The 16,965-nt window shown below is 74.5% G+C and carries 14 protein-coding genes; 7 read left to right on the top strand and 7 right to left on the bottom strand.

Annotated features, from left to right (window positions below; genetic code table 11):
- Positions 1–10: 10 nt before the first annotated feature.
- The 4 genes from KBX43_RS19800 to KBX43_RS19785 are packed head-to-tail and all read left to right on the top strand — an operon-like array spanning position 11 to position 4,302.
- Positions 11–1,423: an NADP-dependent succinic semialdehyde dehydrogenase gene (locus KBX43_RS19800; protein WP_210886404.1), complete on the top strand. Its 1,413-nt coding sequence runs from the start codon at positions 11–13 to the stop codon at positions 1,421–1,423.
- A gap of 32 nt (positions 1,424–1,455) precedes the next feature.
- Positions 1,456–2,430: a TIGR03885 family FMN-dependent LLM class oxidoreductase gene (locus tag KBX43_RS19795; protein ID WP_255423753.1), complete on the top strand. Its 975-nt coding sequence runs from the start codon at positions 1,456–1,458 to the stop codon at positions 2,428–2,430.
- Positions 2,431–2,467: 37 nt separating this feature from the next.
- A complete protein-coding gene (locus tag KBX43_RS19790; protein WP_210886401.1) occupies positions 2,468–4,048 on the top strand; it encodes a Na+/H+ antiporter in 1,581 nt (526 codons plus the stop codon).
- On the top strand, positions 4,045–4,302 hold the full coding sequence (locus KBX43_RS19785) for a UBP-type zinc finger domain-containing protein (RefSeq protein ID WP_043325056.1): 258 nt from the start codon (positions 4,045–4,047) through the stop codon (positions 4,300–4,302). Before KBX43_RS19790 ends, KBX43_RS19785 begins: the two co-directional genes overlap by 4 nt.
- Before the next feature lies 1 nt (position 4,303).
- Here the strand turns inward: KBX43_RS19785 and KBX43_RS19780 are convergent, their stop codons facing one another.
- Positions 4,304–4,837 (bottom strand): GNAT family N-acetyltransferase, encoded by a 534-nt coding sequence (locus KBX43_RS19780; RefSeq protein WP_210886398.1) that lies wholly within the window; start codon positions 4,835–4,837, stop codon positions 4,304–4,306.
- Between the two features lie 23 nt (positions 4,838–4,860).
- Complete coding sequence (locus tag KBX43_RS19775) at positions 4,861–6,117, bottom strand: MFS transporter (protein ID WP_210886395.1); 1,257 nt, start codon at positions 6,115–6,117, stop codon at positions 4,861–4,863.
- A 338-nt stretch (positions 6,118–6,455) separates the two neighbouring features.
- On the opposite strand from KBX43_RS19775, the gene KBX43_RS19770 reads away from it, so the two are divergent.
- Complete coding sequence (locus tag KBX43_RS19770) at positions 6,456–6,977, top strand: DinB family protein (protein WP_210886392.1); 522 nt, start codon at positions 6,456–6,458, stop codon at positions 6,975–6,977.
- 12 nt (positions 6,978–6,989) lie between these two features.
- On the opposite strand, the gene KBX43_RS19765 is transcribed toward KBX43_RS19770, so the two are convergent.
- Together KBX43_RS19765 and KBX43_RS19760 are read right to left on the bottom strand one after the other, a co-directional pair.
- Complete coding sequence (locus tag KBX43_RS19765; protein ID WP_043325054.1) at positions 6,990–7,310, bottom strand: multidrug efflux SMR transporter; 321 nt, start codon at positions 7,308–7,310, stop codon at positions 6,990–6,992.
- A 44-nt stretch (positions 7,311–7,354) separates the two neighbouring features.
- Positions 7,355–9,961: a glycoside hydrolase family 9 protein gene (locus KBX43_RS19760; protein WP_210886389.1), complete on the bottom strand. Its 2,607-nt coding sequence runs from the start codon at positions 9,959–9,961 to the stop codon at positions 7,355–7,357.
- Positions 9,962–10,175: 214 nt separating this feature from the next.
- Here KBX43_RS19760 and KBX43_RS19755 point away from each other — a divergent pair, with 214 nt between their 5' ends.
- Complete coding sequence (locus tag KBX43_RS19755) at positions 10,176–10,901, top strand: PP2C family serine/threonine-protein phosphatase (RefSeq protein WP_043325052.1); 726 nt, start codon at positions 10,176–10,178, stop codon at positions 10,899–10,901.
- A gap of 3 nt (positions 10,902–10,904) precedes the next feature.
- Here the strand turns inward: KBX43_RS19755 and hrpB are convergent, their stop codons facing one another.
- A complete protein-coding gene (hrpB, locus tag KBX43_RS19750) occupies positions 10,905–13,409 on the bottom strand; it encodes an ATP-dependent helicase HrpB (protein WP_210886386.1) in 2,505 nt (834 codons plus the stop codon).
- Between the two features lie 139 nt (positions 13,410–13,548).
- The gene (locus tag KBX43_RS19745; protein WP_043325049.1) at positions 13,549–14,370 is read right to left on the bottom strand and encodes a SigB/SigF/SigG family RNA polymerase sigma factor; all 822 of its coding nucleotides are present in this window, start codon (positions 14,368–14,370) and stop codon (positions 13,549–13,551) included.
- Positions 14,371–14,658: 288 nt separating this feature from the next.
- Between KBX43_RS19745 and KBX43_RS19740 the strand changes: the two genes are divergently transcribed.
- Complete coding sequence (locus KBX43_RS19740; RefSeq protein ID WP_166456371.1) at positions 14,659–15,396, top strand: hypothetical protein; 738 nt, start codon at positions 14,659–14,661, stop codon at positions 15,394–15,396.
- Here KBX43_RS19740 and KBX43_RS19735 read toward each other — a convergent pair.
- Complete coding sequence (locus KBX43_RS19735; RefSeq protein ID WP_064448763.1) at positions 15,345–16,934, bottom strand: phospholipase D-like domain-containing protein; 1,590 nt, start codon at positions 16,932–16,934, stop codon at positions 15,345–15,347. The genes KBX43_RS19740 and KBX43_RS19735 overlap by 52 nt on opposite strands.
- Positions 16,935–16,965 lie beyond the last annotated feature (31 nt).

The raw sequence follows: 16,965 nt of genomic DNA, 5'->3' as shown, positions 1-16,965 counted from the left end.
GGAGGACGACATGCCCATCGCCACCACCAATCCCGCCACCGGACAGGTGCTCAAGACGTACGACGCGATGTCGGACGAGCAGATCGACGCCGCGATCGAGCGGGCCGACCTGGCCTTCCGGCAGTTGCGTGAGACCACCATCGCGCAGCGGGCCCGGTGGCTCACCGCCGCCGCCGACCGGCTCGACGCCGAGCGCGACGAGACGGCCCGGCTGATGACCACCGAGATGGGCAAGACGTACGCCGCCGCCAAGGCGGAGGTCACCAAGTGCGCCACCGCCTGCCGCTTCTACGCCGACAACGCGCCGGCGATGCTCGCCGACGAGCCCGCCGACGCCGCCGCGGTCAAGGCGAAGCGGGCGTACGTGCGCTACCAGCCGATCGGCCCGGTGCTCGCGGTGATGCCGTGGAACTTCCCGCTGTGGCAGGTCATGCGCTTCGCCGCCCCGGCCCTGATGGCGGGCAACACCGGCCTGCTCAAGCACGCCTCGAACGTGCCGCAGACCGCGCTCTACCTGGAGGACCTGTTCCGGCGGGCCGGGTTCCCCGAGGGCGCGTTCACCACGCTGCTGGTCGGCTCCGACGCGGTCGACCGGATCCTCAGCGACCCCCGCGTCCGCGCCGCCACGCTCACCGGCAGCGAGCCGGCCGGCCGGTCCATCGCCCAGATCGCCGGCCGGGAGATCAAGAAGACGGTGCTGGAGCTGGGCGGCAGCGACCCGTTCGTGGTGATGCCCTCGGCCGACCTGGACACCGCCGCCGAGGTGGCCACCACCGCCCGCTGCCAGAACAACGGTCAGTCCTGCATCGCAGCGAAGCGGTTCATCGTGCACACCGACGTGTTCGACGCGTTCGCCGAGAAGTTCGCCGCCCGGATGGCGGCGCTGCGCGTCGGCGACCCGATGGACGACGGCACCGACGTCGGCCCGCTGGCCAGCGAGCGTGGCCGCGACGAGGTGCACGCCCAGGTCACCGACGCGGTGGACCAGGGCGCGACGGTGCTCTGCGGCGGTGAGAAGCCGGCCGGGGACGGCTGGTACTACCCGCCGACTGTGGTCACCGACCTGCGCCCGGAGATGCGGATGTGGTCCGAGGAGGTGTTCGGGCCGGTCGCCGGGCTCTACCGGGTCGGCTCGTACGACGAGGCGATCGAAGTGGCCAACGGCACCAGCTTCGGCCTCGGCTCCAACGCCTGGACCAACGACCCGGCCGAGCAGGAGCGCTTCGCCGTCGACCTGGACGCCGGCAACGTGTTCATCAACGGGATGACCACGTCCTATCCGGAGCTGCCGTTCGGCGGCGTGAAGAACTCCGGGTACGGCCGCGAGCTGTCCGCCGCCGGCATGCGCGAGTTCTGCAACACCAAGACCGTGTGGATCGGCGAGGGCCAGGCCGGCGCGGGCGCCGGCGCGCACTCCGAGTAGACGCGATTGGCCGGACGCCGTCACGGGTAGGAGTGCCCACCATGACGGCGTTCGGCTTCCACGCATCCCACGAGCAGATCCACCCGGCCCGGCTGCTGGAGGCGGTGATCCACGCCGAGCGCGCCGGCTTCGACGCGGCCATGTGCTCCGACCACTTCTCGCCGTGGAGCGAGCGGCAGGGCCAGTCCGGGTTCGCCTGGTCCTGGCTCGGGTCCGCGCTCCAGGCCACGAACCTGTCCTTCGGCGTGGTGAACGCGCCGGGCCAGCGCTACCACCCGGCGATCATCGCGCAGGCCATCGGCACGCTCGGCGCCATGTACCCGGGCCGGTTCTGGGCCGCGCTGGGCACCGGCGAGGCGGCGAACGAGCACATCACCGGCGAGGTCTGGCCGCGCAAGGACGTCCGCTCCGCGCGGCTGCGCGAGTGCGTCGACGTGATCCGGGCGCTGCTGGCCGGCGAGGAGGTCAGCCACGACGGCCTCGTCACAGTGGACCGGGCGAAGCTGTGGACCCGGCCGGAGGAGCCGCCCGCGCTGGTCGGCGCCGCGGTCAGCGTCGCCACCGCACGCTGGTGCGCCGAGTGGGCGGACGGGCTGATCACCGTCAACGCGCCGGTCGAGCACCTGCGCCGGATGATCGACGCCTACCGGGGCGCGGGCGGACGCGGCCCGCTGCACCTGCAGGTGCACGTGAGCTGGGCGCCCGAGCAGGCCGAGGCCGAGGCGATCGCGTACGACCAGTGGCGCAGCAACGTGTTCGCCCCGCCGGTCTGCTGGGACCTGGAGACCCCCGAGCACTTCGACGTGGCGAGCGCCGACGTGCCGATGTCGACGGTCGCCGAGACCGTGAACGTCTCCGCCGACCTGGGCCGGCACATCGGCTGGCTGGAGGAGTACGTGGCGCTGGGCTTCGACCAGATCGCGCTGCACCACGTCGGGCAGGAGCAGCGCGCGTTCATCGACACGTTCGGCGCGGAGGTGCTGCCGAAGCTGCGCTCCGCCGCCTGATCACACATCGACGCCGCGGCGCATAGGCTCGACGCTCGTGGATGCTCTGTTCGAGGTAGTGGTCTTCCTGGCCATCGCCACGTTCGGCGCGGCGCTGGCCCGCAAGCTCGGCCTGCTCGCGCCGATCCTGCTCGTGGTGCTCGGTCTCGCGCTGTCCTTCCTGCCGTTCTTCCCGCACGTGCGGCTGGACCCGGACCTGGTGCTGGTGGGCATCCTGCCGCCGCTGCTGTACGTGGCGGCGGTGGAGACGTCGGTGCCGGCGTTCCGGCTCAACCTGCGGCCGATCCTGCTGCTCGCCGTCGGGCTGGTCATCTTCACCGCGTTCGTGGTGGGCACCGTCGTGCACTGGTTCCTGCCCCACCTGCCGTACGCGATCTGCCTGGCGCTGGGCGCGGTGGTGGCGCCGCCGGACGCGGTCGCCGCCACCGCGGTGGCCCGCCGGGTCGGCCTGCCCCGGCGGATCGTCACCATCCTGGAGGGCGAGAGCCTGGTCAACGACGCCACCGCGCTGGTGCTGCTGCGGGTCGCGATCGTCGCGGCGACCGCCACCACCGGCGGCGTCGGGTTCGGCGACGTGGCCCGGGAGGTGGTGGTCGCGGCCGGCGGCGGCGTCCTGGTCGGCCTGCTCGGCGTGGTGGTCTTCGGCTTCCTGCACAAACGCGCCACCGACCCGGTGCTGGACAACGCGCTGTCGCTGATCGTGCCGTTCGCCGTGGTGTTCGCCGCCGAGGAGATCCACGCCTCCGGGGTGGTCGCGGTGGTGGTGACCGGCCTCGGCATCGGGCACAAGCTGCCCACGCTCATGTCGGCCGCCTCCCGCCTGCAGGTGACGGCGTTCTGGCGGCTGATCCGGTTCCTCCTCGAAGGACTGGTGTTCCTGCTGGTGGGCCTGCAGCTGCCGGAGGTGGTACGCGACCTGGAGGAGCCGCTCGGCTCGCTCGCCGCGATCACCGCCGCGGTGCTGGCCGCCGTCTTCCTGGCCCGGTTCGTCTGGGTCTTCCCGGCGACCTACCTGGCCCGGCTCGTGCCCCGGATCCGTCACCGTGACCCGGCGCCGCCGGTGCAGTACCCGGTCGTCATCGGCTGGGCCGGCATGCGGGGCGTGGTGACGCTGGCCGCCGCGCTGGGTCTGCCGCTCACCCTCGCCGGCGACACGCCGTACCCGCGCGCGCTGCTGATCTGGCTGGCGTTCGCGGTGATCGTGGCGACGCTGGTCGGGCAGGGCGCGACGCTGCCGTGGCTGGCCCGGCGGCTGCGGCTGCCGCCGGACGACCCGGTGCAGGACGCGCTGTCCGCCGCCGGGGTGCAGCAGCGGGCCAGCCGGGCGGCCCGGGAACGCCTCGACGAACTGGCCGGGGGCGCGCCGGAAGCGGTGGTGGAGCGCCTGCGTGGGCTGACCACCACCCGGGCCAACCTGGCCTGGGAACGGCTCGGCGGCACCGAACGGGAAACCCCCTCCCAGGCGTACGCGCGCCTGCGACAGGAGATGATCGACGCCGAGCGGGAGGTGTTCCGGGCCGCCCGCGACTCCGGCCAGATCCCGGAGGAGGTGCTCACCCGCGCCTACCGTGACCTGGATCTGGAGGAGTCACTGCTGCGACAGGAGGTCGTCGAATGAGCTGCCGGCACCTGGCCGAGGCGGGCACGGCCGAGCCCGCCACCACCACCGAGTGCCCGGACTGCGTGGCGATCGGCAACCCCGACTGGGTGCACCTGCGCGCCTGCCTGACCTGCGGGCACGTGGGCTGCTGCGACTCGTCGCCGTACCAGCACGCCACGAAGCACTTCGAGTCGGCCGGGCATCCGGTGATGCGGTCGGTCCAGCCGGGGGAGTCGTGGCGCTGGTGCTTCGTGGACGAGGAGATCGGCTGACTCAGCCGACCCGGCGCTCCAGCACCTGCCCGGTCCACGTCGGGCGGCCCGGCCGCTCCACGGTGAACGGCTCGGTGGCGGTGAACCCGCAGCTCTCGTAGAACCGCACGAGCGCCCGGTCGGGGCTGCGGAAGCAGTCCACCCGCAGCAGGCCGACGCCGCGTTCACGGGCCAGCTCCGCCGCGTACGCCAGCAGCGCCGCACCGACCCCGCGCCCCGCGTACGCCCGGTCGGTGACCAGCAGGTTCACGTACAGCTCGGGTTCGGTGGCCGGCGGCACGTAGTTCGTGGCCGCGCCCACCACCAGCGCGCCCGCCACCGTCGCGTCGATCTCGGCCAGGTACAGGCCGTCCCCGGCCGCCCACGCTTCGGCCTGGGCGATCCGGCGCGGGTCGATCGACGCCGGCTCGGTGCCCCACTGGTCGGTACGCCCGAGTTCGGCCAGCCAGGCGGTGGCGCTGTCGAGCAGCCGCAACAGCGTGGGCGCGTCGCCGGGTCCGCCGGGGCGGATGGTGAGGGAGGACTGGTCGGTCATCCCGCCATGCTGCTACACCGCGCTCAGCCGGGCACGCCGACGGGTCGCGCCCGTGGCGCCGGCCGGTGCGCCACCGCCCGGCGGGTCAGCGCCGGGGCGGCCAGCCCCGCGGCGGCGAAGACCACGCCGAGCACCAGCCAGCCGACCGGACCGCTGCCGAGCACCAGCAGCGTGAGCAGGCCCCGGCCGAGCGCCTGGGCCAGCCCGGCGAGCAGGCCGTCCGCGCCCTGGTAGGCCCCGATCGCGCCGGGCGGGGCCAGGTCGTAGGCGAGGCCCGCGCCGGCCGCGCCGTGCCACAGGTCGCCCACCGTCCACACCGCCGTCGCGACGAGCAGCAGGACGACCGCCGGCAGCACCGGCAGGACGCCGGTCACGGCGTACAGGGGTGTCGCCGCCGCGAGTACCAGCCCGGCCCGGCGCAGCTTCCGGGCGGCCGGCGCGGCCCGCTCCGCGCCCCGGCTCAGCCGGACCGCGAGCAGCACGGTGAGCACCGTGTTTGCCAGCAGCACCGCCGACACCACGGGTGGCGGCGCGCCGGCCCGGTCCACGGTCCACAGCGGTACGACGAGCACGAGCACCGTCACGTGCGTGCTCAGCACCGCCGACGCGCCGCTGACCGCGAGGAATCGTCCGTCCCGCAGCGGCCCGCCACGCCCGCCGCGCCGCGGCGCGCCCGGCGTGCGTCGCGCGCCGTCGGTGGCCGGCTGCGGCGGCAGGCGCAGCAGCAGTGCCGCCGAGAGCAGGTAGGTGGCCGCGTTGCCGACCACGAGCACCTGGTAGGCCCGGTGCGTGTCCACCGCGAGCGCGATCCCGGCCAGCGCGGTACCGACGGTGATGCCCAGGTTCGCCACCGCGCGCAGCGTGGCGAAGGCGTGCACCCGGCCGTCCGGGCCGCCCACCGCCGCCACGAGCGCCGCCCGTACCGCCAGGTTGCCGGTCGCGAGCAGCGCCTCCGGCACCGCCACCGCCAGGAACGCCGGGAACGAGCCGACCAGCAGGTACGCGAGCGCGGCGACCGCCTGGCCCACCTGGAGGACGGCCCGGAGCGTACGCGGATCCGACCTGTCGGCCAGCGCGCCAAGCGGCACGCTCGCGGTCAGCCCGACCAGCCCGGCGACGGTGAGCCCGGCGCCCACCGAGGTGGCGGAGAGCCCCACGTCCCGGGTCAGGTAGAGCGCCCCACCCGCCAGCCACAGCCCCGCGCCGACGGTGTTCACCAGCGTGGCGTACGCGAGCGTGCGCAGCGGCCCGGGCGGCGGGAGCGGCGAGACGCGCCCCATCAGCGGGGTCCGGCGAGGGCCATGTGATCGACGCTAGGGCCGTTCCCCCGCCCCCGGAGCCCCGCCAGGGGCGACGCCCGTCACACCGCGAGGCGGCGCTGGGCCTCGACCCGGGCCGAGCGTGTCACGACGGCGGCCGGTGGCCCTCCGGAAAGGTGAGGCCTCGAGCGATATGACTCTCAGGCAATATTTATGCCTCACAGTCATATCGCTTTTTGGATGTTCCTTGTTCTCGCCACGACACGCCGGGCCGCCACGTCGCGAGGGGCGTCGTCGCGAGGCGGGCCGGGAGCCGTTAACCGGTCGACCGGGGGCGCGGGCCGTGCCACGATCGCGCGATGCCTGCCTCCGTGACCGGCCTGCTGCGCTGGCAGTTCGACCTGACCTGGGCGCTCGCCGAGTACCACCTCGGCCGGCTGGAGCCGGCGGACTTCCTCTGGGAGCCGGCCGCGCTGTGCTGGACCATGCGCCCCGGCCCGGACGGTGGGTGGCGTCCCGACTGGGCCGACACCGAGCCGGACCCGGTCCCGGCGCCCACGATCGGGTGGCTGACCTGGCACATCGGCTGGTGGTGGTCGGTCGCGACCGACCACGTGCGGCAGCGCCCGGCGCGGGAACGCGACGACATCCGCTGGCCCGGACCGGGCGCGGAGACGGTCACCTGGCTGCGGGAGCTGCGGACGGAGTGGACCGAAGCGCTGGACGGGCTGACCGAGGCCGGCCTGGACCGGCCGTCCGCGTACCCATGGCCCGCCGACGCCAGGCTCACCGTCGCGGACCTGGCCGCCTGGGTGAACGCCGAGCTGATGAAGAACGTGGCCGAGATCGGGCAGCTCCGGCTGCTGCGCGCGGCGGCCTGAGCCGGGTGGCGCTCAGTGCGCGCCGCCGAGGTTGAGCACCACCACCCCGGCGATCACCAGCCCCGCTCCGATCACCTTCGCCACGCTCAGCGGCTCGCCCAGGAACGCCGCGCCGATCGCCATGATGGCGGCGGTGCCGAGGCCGGACCAGACGGCGTACGCGACGCCGACCGGGATGTCCTTCACCGCCAGCGAGAGCAGCCCGAACGCGGACAGGTACGCCACCGCCAGGCCCAGTGTGGGCCAGAGCCGGGTGAAACCGTCTGTGGCCTTGAGCAGGCTGGTGCCGATCACCTCGGCGGTGATCGCGCCGAGCAGGAAGAGGTACGCCATCGCAGGACCGTACCCGGTCCTGCGATGGCGTCCGGTCAGCTCGGTCAGGAGACCGTGCAGGCCTTCCCGTTCAGGGTGACCAGCCCCGGATCCGGGTTCGGGAACCGGGACGCGGTGCCGTTGAAGCCGAACGTGGTGGACGCGCCCGGCGCCAGCTTCGCGTTCCAGGACAGGTTCTTCGCGGTGACCGTGGCGCCGCTCTGGCCGAGCTGCGCCGACCAGGCGTGGTCCACCTTCTGGTCGCCGAGGAACGCCCACCGCAGGCTCCACCCGTTCACCGCCGTCGTGCCGGTGTTGCGCACCGTCACCTGGGTGGTGAAGCCGGACGGCCAGCTCCCGTGCGTGGTGTAGGTGACCGCGCAGGACGGCGCCGGCACCGCGCCGGCGTCACCCTGGTCGGCCAGGAACGACGCGAGCCACGCCAGCGCCGAGTTCCAGTTGATCGCCACCTCGTTCGTCGCGTACGAGTTGATGTCGTCGACGTAGCAGAACATCGGCGCGCACCCGGCGAGCAGGTTCGCCGCGAACGGGTCCTGCAGCGCGGCGTTCGGGCCACCGGCGAGCGAGCCGGCCGGCGGGCGCGGCAGGTCCGGGTTCAGCTGGTGGCCGAAGATCCGACTGTGCTGGTTGCGGGCGTGCTGCTCGCCCCACCCGGTCACGTACGACATGTTCAGCGCGTTGCGGCCGAACAGGTAGTCGGCGGCCTGCACCGCGCCGTCCCGGTACTTCGCGTCCCGGCTCAGGTCGAACGCGGTGGCCAGCACGATCGCGTTGTTCACCAGGTTGCTGTTGCTGCCCCAGACGTACGCGTCGGCGCTGCCCGGGAACGGCAGCCCGTACGCCTGGCCGGCGATCGTGGCCAGGTAGCTGTCGGCGGCGGCGGTGATCGACTCGCGGATCCGGGTCTTCTCCGCGGCGGGCAGCGTGTTCGGCACGGTGGCCAGGTCCAGGCGGCCCAGCGCGGCGACGCTCTGCCAGCCGAACGCGCCGTTCGGGGCGAACACGTCGGCGGTGTGCAGCGGCGAGCCGGTGACGTCGGCCAGGTACGCCTTGTCGCCGGTGGTCAGCCACAGCTCGACAGCGGCCCAGTAGAACTCGTCGCTGACGTTGGAATCGTCGTACGCGCCGCCGCCGGTGCCGTCGCTGGCCGAGGCGTAGATCGCCGGGTGCGCCTTGGCCGCGGCGTACGCGGTCTTCGCGGCGGTGCCGCAGCGCGTGGCGAAGGCGGCGTCGTACGGGGCGTACAGCCGCTGGCACTGCGCGGCGACGGCGGCCAGGTTCAGCGTGGCGGCGGTGGACGGCGCGTGCAGCTCACGCGGCTCCGGGTCGTCCTGGGGCTGCAGCGGCAGGCCGGTCCAGTTCCGGTCGTGGATCTTGTGGTGGACCATCCCGGCCAGCGGCTTGCCGGCCGGCACCTGCATGCGCAGCAGGAACTCCAGCTCCCAGCGGGCCTCGTCGAGCACGTCCGGCACGTCGTTGCCGCGCTCGGGCAGCCGCAGCGTGGAGTCGCCCAGGGCGGCGCCGCCGTCGGCGGTCTCGGCGGTCTTGGTCCGCTCGAAGGTGCTCAGGAGCTGGTAGGTGGCGATGCCGCCGTTGACCACGTACTTGCCGTGGTCGCCCGCGTCGTACCAGCCGCCGCGCACGTCCAGCGAGTAGTCGCAGACGCCGGCCTGGCACGGCACGTCGGTGTCGCCCTGGTTCGGCGCGACGCCGAGGTGGCCGGCCGGGCGGGCGTACTCCTCGCCGATCAGATCGCCGTCGATCTCGATGCCGCTGCGCTGGGCGTAGAAGAACTGCAGCGAGTCGGCGCGCAGCCGGTCGTAGAGCGTGCCGGAGATGTCGAACGGGTGGCTGGTCTCGCCGTCCACGGTGAGCGTGTAGCCGGTGCCCGGCTTGCGGTACGCGGAGAAGTCGACGGTCTGCACGTTCTGCCCGGAGGCGGCGTCGGTGCCGCGCGGCGTGGTCCGGCCGCTGGCGACCACCGCGCCGCTGCCCGACTTCAGCTGCCAGGGCAGCGCGTCGGTGGCCTCGGTGACCACAGTGGCGTGCTTCGGCCCGCCGGGCAGGTAGCCGACCTGGTTGACCCGGACCCGGGGCCCGGTGTCCGGCTCGTACGGCGGCGCCGGCTCCCCGCCGCGCAGCGACACGTTGTCCAGGCAGAACGTCTGCGCCTCGGCGCTGCCGCCGACCTGGAAGATCAGCTGGGCGGTGGGGTTCTCGGCCGGGGAGGTGAACGTGGTGGTGACGCGCTTCGAGGTGCCGGTGGCGGTGGCGTCGACGCTCGCGTACGTGGTGTAGGGGGCGCTGCCGAGCTGGAGCACCGCCTTGACGGCCGCGCCCGGGGTGGCGGAGACGTCGAAGGACAGCTCGTACTCGGCGCCCTGCATCAGCGGCACCGCGTCCTGGCCGATGCCGGCGTCCCACGGGTTGGCGGTGCCGGCCGCGACGGTGGTGCAGAGCCGGCCGTCGACGACAGCGAGGTCGCCGGTGCCGTAGGAGAACCAGGGGGAGACACCGGCGCTGAAGTCGCCGTTGCGGAGTTGTTCGGGGGCGTCCGGCGGCACCTCGGCAAGGGCCGGGCCGGCGGTGAGGCCGGTGAGCGCCAGCGTGGTGGCCGCGAGCGCGGCGAGCCGACGTCGGGATCGGGTCACGGAGGTTCCTTCCGTGCTCGGGGGTGGTGGGGGAGACCGGGAACTGGGAGCGCTCCCAATATCAGGCCGATGTTTCCACCGCGTTCCGTCGCTGTCAATCGATCCGGCCCGATGCTCGGCCGAGCGCCCGCTCGCGGAGGGGTCCGGCGCGCCACGTACGATGTCGGTGATCTCCTACAGACAACCGAGCCCTCGACCTGGCAGGCTGCGACCCATGACCCTGAAGCTTCGTTCCGTCGGAGCGAGCGACCGTGGGCTGATTCGCAGCGGCAACCAGGACGCCCAGCACGCGGGCCCCTGGCTGGTCGCGGTGGCCGACGGCATGGGCGGCATGGCGGCCGGCGACCTGGCCAGCCGTATCGCGATCGACGCGATCGCCCCGCTGGACGTGGAGACGCCGGAGGACGCGCTCGTCGCCGCGCTCCAGGGCGCGATCGAGCTGGCCACCGCGCGGATCCGCCAGGCGGTGGAGGAGGACCCGGAACGTCAGGGCATGGGGACCACGCTCACCGCGCTGCTGTTCGCCCGTACCGGCAGTTGCCTGGCGCTGGCGCACGTGGGCGACTCCCGCGCCTACCTGTTCCGCGAGGGCGTGCTCAAGCAGGTCACCCGCGACGACACGTTCGTGCAGATGCTCGTCGACCAGGGCGTGATCACCGCCGAGCAGGCCAGCAGCCACCCCCGGCGGGCCGTGGTCACCCAGGCGTTGCAGGGCGACCAGGTCTCCCCGTCGTACGCGACGATGGTGCCCCGCGCGGGCGACCGCTGGCTGCTGTGCAGCGACGGCCTCTCCAACGTCGTCCGCGCGGACACGCTCACCGAGGTCCTCAACGAGCAGATGGAGCGGGACGCCTGCGCGGCCCGGCTGATCGACCTGGCGCTGCGGGCCGGCGGCCCGGACAACATCACCGTCGTGATCGCCGACGTCGTCGAGGAGTAGCCCTCACCGGCGGCGCGGAGCGGCCCGGCGGGTCGGCTCGGCGGTGGTCGGGTCCTCCGGCCACGGGTGACGCGGGTAGCGGCCCCGCAGCTCCGCCCGCACCTGCGGATAGCCGGTGCGCCAGAACGACGCCAGGTCGGCGGTGACCGCCACCGGCCGCCCGGCGGGGGAGAGCAGGTGCAGCAGCACCGGCACCCGCCCGTCGGCGATGCGCGGCACGTCCCGCCAGCCGAACGTCTCCTGGAGCTTCACCGCCAGCACCGGCGCGGCCGGATCGGCGTAGTCGACACGTACCCGCGACCCGCTGGGCACCGCGAGTCGTTCCGGGGCCAGCTCGTCCAGCCGGGCGGCCTGCCGCCAGTCCAGCAGCCGGCGCAGCGCCGCCACCACGTCCACCCGGCTCAGGTCGGCCCGGCGGCGGGCGCGGACCAGCTCCGGCCCGAGCCAGTCGGGGGCGCGGTCGAGTAGCGCCGCGTCGGAGACGTCCGGCCAGTCCCCGCCGAGCGCCTGGCGGCAGAACGCCATCCGGCGGCGCAGCCCGGTCGCCTCCGGCGTCCAGCGCAGCAGTCCCGGCCCCTCCTGCCGCAGCCCGTCCAGCAGCGCCGCCGCGACCAGCTCCGGTTCCGGCGCGGTCAGTTGCCGCTCGCGCAGCTCGATCGCGCCGAGCCGGTCCACCTCCCGGGCCACCACGTCGCCGCCGGTCCAGGCCACCTCCCGCCCGGAGCGCAGCAGCGCCGCCCCGGCCTCCCGGGCGGTCGCCTCGTCGATCGGCGCGGCCAGCCGGACCCGCGCGGCCGGCGCGCCGGGGGAGCGGTCGGCCACCGCGACGGCCAGCCACGCCGCTCCGGCCAGCCCCGACCCGGGCGTCAGCTCCGCGGCGGTCCCGCCGGCCATCAGGTACGCGGACCCGCCCGGCCGCCGCGTCCGGGCCAGCCGTTCCGGGTACGCGAGTCCGGCGATCAGCCCGGCGGCCAGATCGTCGGGCAGGCGCTTCCGTTCGGCGTCGTCGGCGGGCAGAGCGGCGCGCAGGCGGCGTACCTCGGTGCGCCAGCGCGCGGTGGCGGCCGGGTCGACGCCGTCGCGCAGCCGCCGCCAGCGGGCGGGCAGGTCGTCCCCCGTCCCGCCCAGCGTGTCCTCGCCGAGGATCGCCACCACCTCGGCGGCCCGGTCCGCGCCGACCCGGGGCGCGCCGTCCAGCAGGGCCCGCGCCAGCCGGGGATGCGTGCCTGCCGCCGCGACCGCCCGGCCGCGCGCGGTGATCCGGCCGTCGTCGTCCACCGCGCCGAGCGTGCCCAGGGTCTCCCGCGCCACGGCCAGCGCGGCCGGTGGCGGCGGATCGGGCAGCGCCAGGCCGGCGCCGTCCGGGGTGCCCCAGGCCGCCAGCTCCAGCGCGAACCCGGTCAGGTCGGCGGTGGCGATCTCCGGCTCGGGCTGCGGGGCGAGCCGCTCGTGTGCCGCCTCGGACCAGCAGCGGTAGACCGCGCCCGGCGCCTCCCGCCCGGCCCGGCCCGCCCGCTGCGTCGCCGCCGCCCGGGACACCGGCACCGTCACCAGCGAACCCAGCCCTCGGGCCAGGTCGGTGCGGGGCACCCGGCTCAGGCCGGCGTCCACCACGACCCGGACGCCCGGCACGGTCAGGCTGCTCTCCGCCACCGCCGTCGCGAGAACCACGCGCCGCCCGGCGGCGGGGGTGAGCGCCGCGTCCTGGGCCGGGCCGGGCAGCCGTCCGTGCAACGGCAGCACCGTGACGTCGCGTAGGTCGGCCAGGCGGCGCGCGACGGCGCCGATCTCACCCGCGCCGGGCAGGAAGACCAGCACGTCGCCGTCGCGTTCGCGCAGCGCCCGGCGGACCGTGGCGGCCACGTGGTCCAGCAGCGCGGGATCGACCCGGCCACCGCCGGGTGGCGTCACCGGGCGCGGCGGCGGCGCCCACACCCGCTCGACCGGGTGCAGGGCGGCCTCGGCGCGTACCACGGGGGCGGGGTCGCCCGCGCCGAGCAGCGCGGCGAAGCGGTCCGCCTGCGGGGTGGCCGACATGGCCAGCAGCCAGAGGTCCGGGCGCAGCGTGCCGCGCGCCTCGACGCTGAACGCCAGCGCCAGGTCGGCGTCGAGCTGCCGTTCGTGGCATTCGTCGAGCAGCACCGCGTCCACGCCGGGCAGCTCCGGGTCGTGGTGCAGACGGCGCACCAGCAGACCGGTGGTGACCACCTCGATCCGGGTACGCGGCCCGGCCCGGCGCTCGCCGCGCACCGCGTAGCCGATCCGGTCGCCGACCCGGTCGCCGAGCAGCGCGGCCATCCGGTGCGCGGCGGCGCGTGCGGCGACCCGCCGGGGCTGGGCGATCACCACCCGTCCGGCGACGGCGTCGGCGACCGCGAGTGGCGCGGTGGTGGTCTTGCCGGTGCCCGGCGGCGCCACCAGCACGGCGGCGCCCCGGTCGCGCAGCGCTTCAACGAGTGCCGGCAGCACCGGCCGGACCGGCAGGTCGAGGGCGACGTCGGCGAGCACCGACCCACTCTCGCACCCGCCCCCGGCGGGCTGTCGCACCGGCCCCGGTGGGCGGACACGGAACGGCCCGGCCGGCGCACCGCCGACCGGGCCGGGTGGACCGCTGCGCCGGGTCCGCCGACCCGGCCGCCGCCACCTGCTAGTACGTTCCGTCGAGCTGACCGCGCAGCTTGGTCAGGGCCCGGGCCAGCAGCCGGGACACGTGCATCTGCGAGACGCCGATCTGCTCGGCGATCTGCGACTGGGTCAGGTTGCCGTAGAAGCGCAGCGTGAGGATCTTCTGCTCGCGCTGGTCGAGCGTGGCCAGCGCCGGGCCGAGGGCGACGCGCGTCTCGGCCAGCTCGAACTCGCCGTCCTCGCCGCCGAGCAGGTCGCCCAGCTCGGTGGCCCGCTCGCCGTCGCCGGTCGGCGTGGACAGCGACACCGCGTTGTAGGCGCGGGCGCCCTCCAGGCCTTCGAGGACCTCTTCCTCGGTGAGCTTGAGGTGGGCGGCGATGTCGGCGACCGTCGGCGAGCGGCCGAGCGTCTGGAGCAGCGTGCTGTTGGCGTCGGAGATCGCCAGGCGCAGCTCCTGCAACCGGCGGGGGACGCGGATGTCCCAGGTGCGGTCGCGGAAGTGGCGCTTGAGCTCACCGATGATGGTGGGGATCGCGTAGCCGGCGAAGTCGACGCCGCGCGACGGGTCGAACTTGTCGATCGCCTTGATCAGGCCGATCGCGGCGGTCTGCGCCAGGTCGTCGTTCGGTTCGCCGCGGCCGCTGTAGCGGTGGGCCAGGTGGTTCGCCAGCGGCAGCCACGCCTCGATGGCGCGGTCGCGCAGCGCGGGCCGCGAGGGGTGGCCGGCCGGCAGCGCGGCCATGGCGGCGAGCAGGTCGGCGGCGCTGTCGGTGAGCGAGCGGGGGTCGAGCTTCGCGGAGCCGGCCGGCGTGGTCGCCGGGGCGCTGATCGTGTGGGCGGTCATGGGTGGTCCTCCCTGCACCTCGTCCGCGGAAGAAAAAAGACGTGACGCTCAGGTTTAGGTGACGGTAGTACGTTCGGGAGCCACCATAGCCCGATCGTGCTGCCGAAATCTAGCCGAAAGTACGATGTACTTAAGGTGTGGCGGGGTATGGACCTCGTTTTTCCGGGCATAGCGCGCCCTGATCGGTCAACGCGGAATCCGACAGGTGGGCGAAGTGTCGCCTTTCTGTCGTTGTCCCGCCGACGGGACCGCCCGTACCGTCCGTAGCGACACGTCAACGGAGGCACCGTGCTGGATCCCGCCGCGCCGCAACTCGTCATCAACGCCCGGACGCTGCTGTTCAGCTGGCTCCCGGCGGATCCCGGCGTGGTCGAGACCCTGCTGCCCGCCGGTCTGCGTCCGCACCCGCAGCGTCAGGTCTTCGTCAACCAGTACGTGGTCGACGACGAGACACAGACCTCCGGCTTCGGCGCGTACTCGCTCACCTACCTGGGTGTCTCACTGACGGACATGGATCCGCCCGACGGCGGGACGCCGGGTGGCTGGTGGACCCACTACTTCTCCTCCAGCGAGCGGGTCCGGCGGTACGCCGCCGCACGGGGCGCGCCCGCCGCCGCCGGGGAGACGCGCCTGGACCTGCGGGGCGACCGGCTCACCGCCGAGACCCGGGCCGGCGACGGCACGCTGCTGATCCGGGTCACCGCCCGGGTCGGGCACACCGGCACCGAGGTCCACAACGGCCACCACCGCTACCTCACCGGCCGCGACGGCGAGCTGATCGTCACCGACTATCCGTACGTGGCCGAGCCGGTGTCACCGTTCGAGGTCGAGTCGGTGGAGTTCCCGGCGCCGGACCATCCGGTCCACGCGCTGCGGCCGGCCAACCCGCTGCACGTGTGCTGGGGGTTCTACTCGCCCCGGGTCTCGTTCGCCTATCCGGCCCGTCCGAACGTGCCCGACGAGGTGAGCGACCGTCACCAGGTGCCGGCCCGCCGGGCGCGCAGCGGCCTGCCGTCCGGGTCGTAGACCAGCCGGTACGCGGGCAGCGCCCAGAGCCGCGTACGCCAGGGCAGCCGCTCCGGGCGGTGCGGCCGCAACCGGCCCGGCGGACGGGGACCGGCCCGGCCCCCGGCGTGCCAGCGGTCCAGTTCCTCCGCCGCCGTGGTGATCGCGGCCACCGCGTCCGCCGGGTCCAGCAGGTCGTCGTCCTGCGTGCCGCCGGGATCACGGTCCAGGTGCTCGCGCCACAGCCGCAGCCGCAGGTCGCGGGCGAACACCCGGGCGCCGTCGCCCATCCCGGCCGGGTCGGCCGGCGCGCGGGTGTCCCGGGTGTCGTCGAGCACCGCGCAGGACAACTCGCTGTCGTGCGTCCAGGAGCGGCGGTTGAAGTTGTCGCTGCCCACGCTGGCCCACACGTCGTCCACCACGCAGACCTTCGCGTGCACGTAGACCGGCGTGCCGTCGCGGTTCTCCACGTCGAACACGTGCACCCGCTCCGGCGCGGCCCGGTGGCACAGCGACAGCGCCTGCTCCCGGCCCACCATGTTCGGCGGCAGCGCGAGCCGGCCGTCCACGTCCGGGTGCCGGGGCACGACCGCCACCAGGTGCAGGTCCGGATGCTCGTGCAGCGCCTGCGCGAACAGCTCGGCCACCTCGGTCGACCAGAGGTACTGGTCCTCCAGGTAGATCAGCCGCCGGGCCCGGCGTACCGCCTTGGTGTAGCCGCGGGCCACGGTGCGCTCGCCGTCCGGGGCGAACGAGTAGCGGGGCCGCACCGCCGGGTAGGTGCGCAGCACCTGCACGTGGTGCGGCCCGCAGGGCGGCGGGTCGGCGGGCTGTTCGGGCAGCGGGTCCGGGCGCAGGTCGGAGCCGCGCAGCCGGTCCCGCAGGTAGGCCATCGGGTTCTCCGAGTCCAGCGGCATCGGGTCGGTCCACCGCTCCCGGAACGTGGTGTCGAGCGCGCCGACGACCGGCCCGCGCACCGCGAGCTGCACGTCGTGCCAGGGCGGCGTGGGGCCGTACCGGGGGGACATGCCGATCGGCTGCGGGTCGCCGGCGTGGCCGGCGTCGTCGCGGCGGCTGTGGCACAGGTCGATGCCGCCGGCGAACGCGATGTCCCGGCTCGGGTCGCCCGGATGGCGCAGCACCACCAGCTTCTGGTGGTGCGAGCCACCGCGCCGGACCCGCTGGTCGAGCAGCACCTCGCCGCCGGCCGCCCGGATCGCCTCGCTGAGGTCGCGGTTCTCCGCCTCGCTGTAGGACAGCGTGTCGAGGTGGGAGCGCCAGATCAGGCCCTTGACGATCACCCCGCGCTGGGCGGCCCGCGCGAACAACTGCGCCACGGTCGGGCCGTCCGGGCGCATCCGCTCGTCCGGGTCGCCGCGCCAGTCGGTGAAGAACAGATGATCGCCCGCGGTGAGCGATTCCACCTCGCTGACCAGGCGGTCGAAGTACGCGGCTCCGTGAATCAACGGCTCGGCGAGGTTTCCATCGGTCCAGACGGGTAACTCAGACCCCGGGTTGGCGCGTTCCTGTGCGGTGAGGAACCAGTCCCGCAGAGTCACGTTCCACCCCCGAGGTCGACGACGTCCTCAC

The organism is Micromonospora sp. C41 (assembly GCF_018070485.1).
Classification (GTDB): Bacteria; Actinomycetota; Actinomycetes; order Mycobacteriales; family Micromonosporaceae; genus Micromonospora; species Micromonospora chalcea.
The sequence above is the reverse complement of the archived record's forward strand: the minus strand, read 5'-3'. Positions and strand labels throughout refer to the sequence as shown.

What these genes read in the sequence shown, in the direction of transcription:
- KBX43_RS19800 (WP_210886404.1), top strand. Translation starts at nt 11, where the DNA reads ATGCCCATCGCCACCACCAATCCCGCCACCGGACAGGTGCTCAAGACG.
- KBX43_RS19785 (WP_043325056.1), top strand. Translation starts at nt 4,045, where the DNA reads ATGAGCTGCCGGCACCTGGCCGAGGCGGGCACGGCCGAGCCCGCCACC.
- KBX43_RS19780 (WP_210886398.1), bottom strand. Translation starts at nt 4,837, where the DNA reads ATGACCGACCAGTCCTCCCTCACCATCCGCCCCGGCGGACCCGGCGAC.
- KBX43_RS19775 (WP_210886395.1), bottom strand. Translation starts at nt 6,117, where the DNA reads ATGGGGCGCGTCTCGCCGCTCCCGCCGCCCGGGCCGCTGCGCACGCTC.
- KBX43_RS19770 (WP_210886392.1), top strand. Translation starts at nt 6,456, where the DNA reads ATGCCTGCCTCCGTGACCGGCCTGCTGCGCTGGCAGTTCGACCTGACC.
- KBX43_RS19765 (WP_043325054.1), bottom strand. Translation starts at nt 7,310, where the DNA reads ATGGCGTACCTCTTCCTGCTCGGCGCGATCACCGCCGAGGTGATCGGC.
- KBX43_RS19755 (WP_043325052.1), top strand. Translation starts at nt 10,176, where the DNA reads ATGACCCTGAAGCTTCGTTCCGTCGGAGCGAGCGACCGTGGGCTGATT.
- KBX43_RS19745 (WP_043325049.1), bottom strand. Translation starts at nt 14,370, where the DNA reads ATGACCGCCCACACGATCAGCGCCCCGGCGACCACGCCGGCCGGCTCC.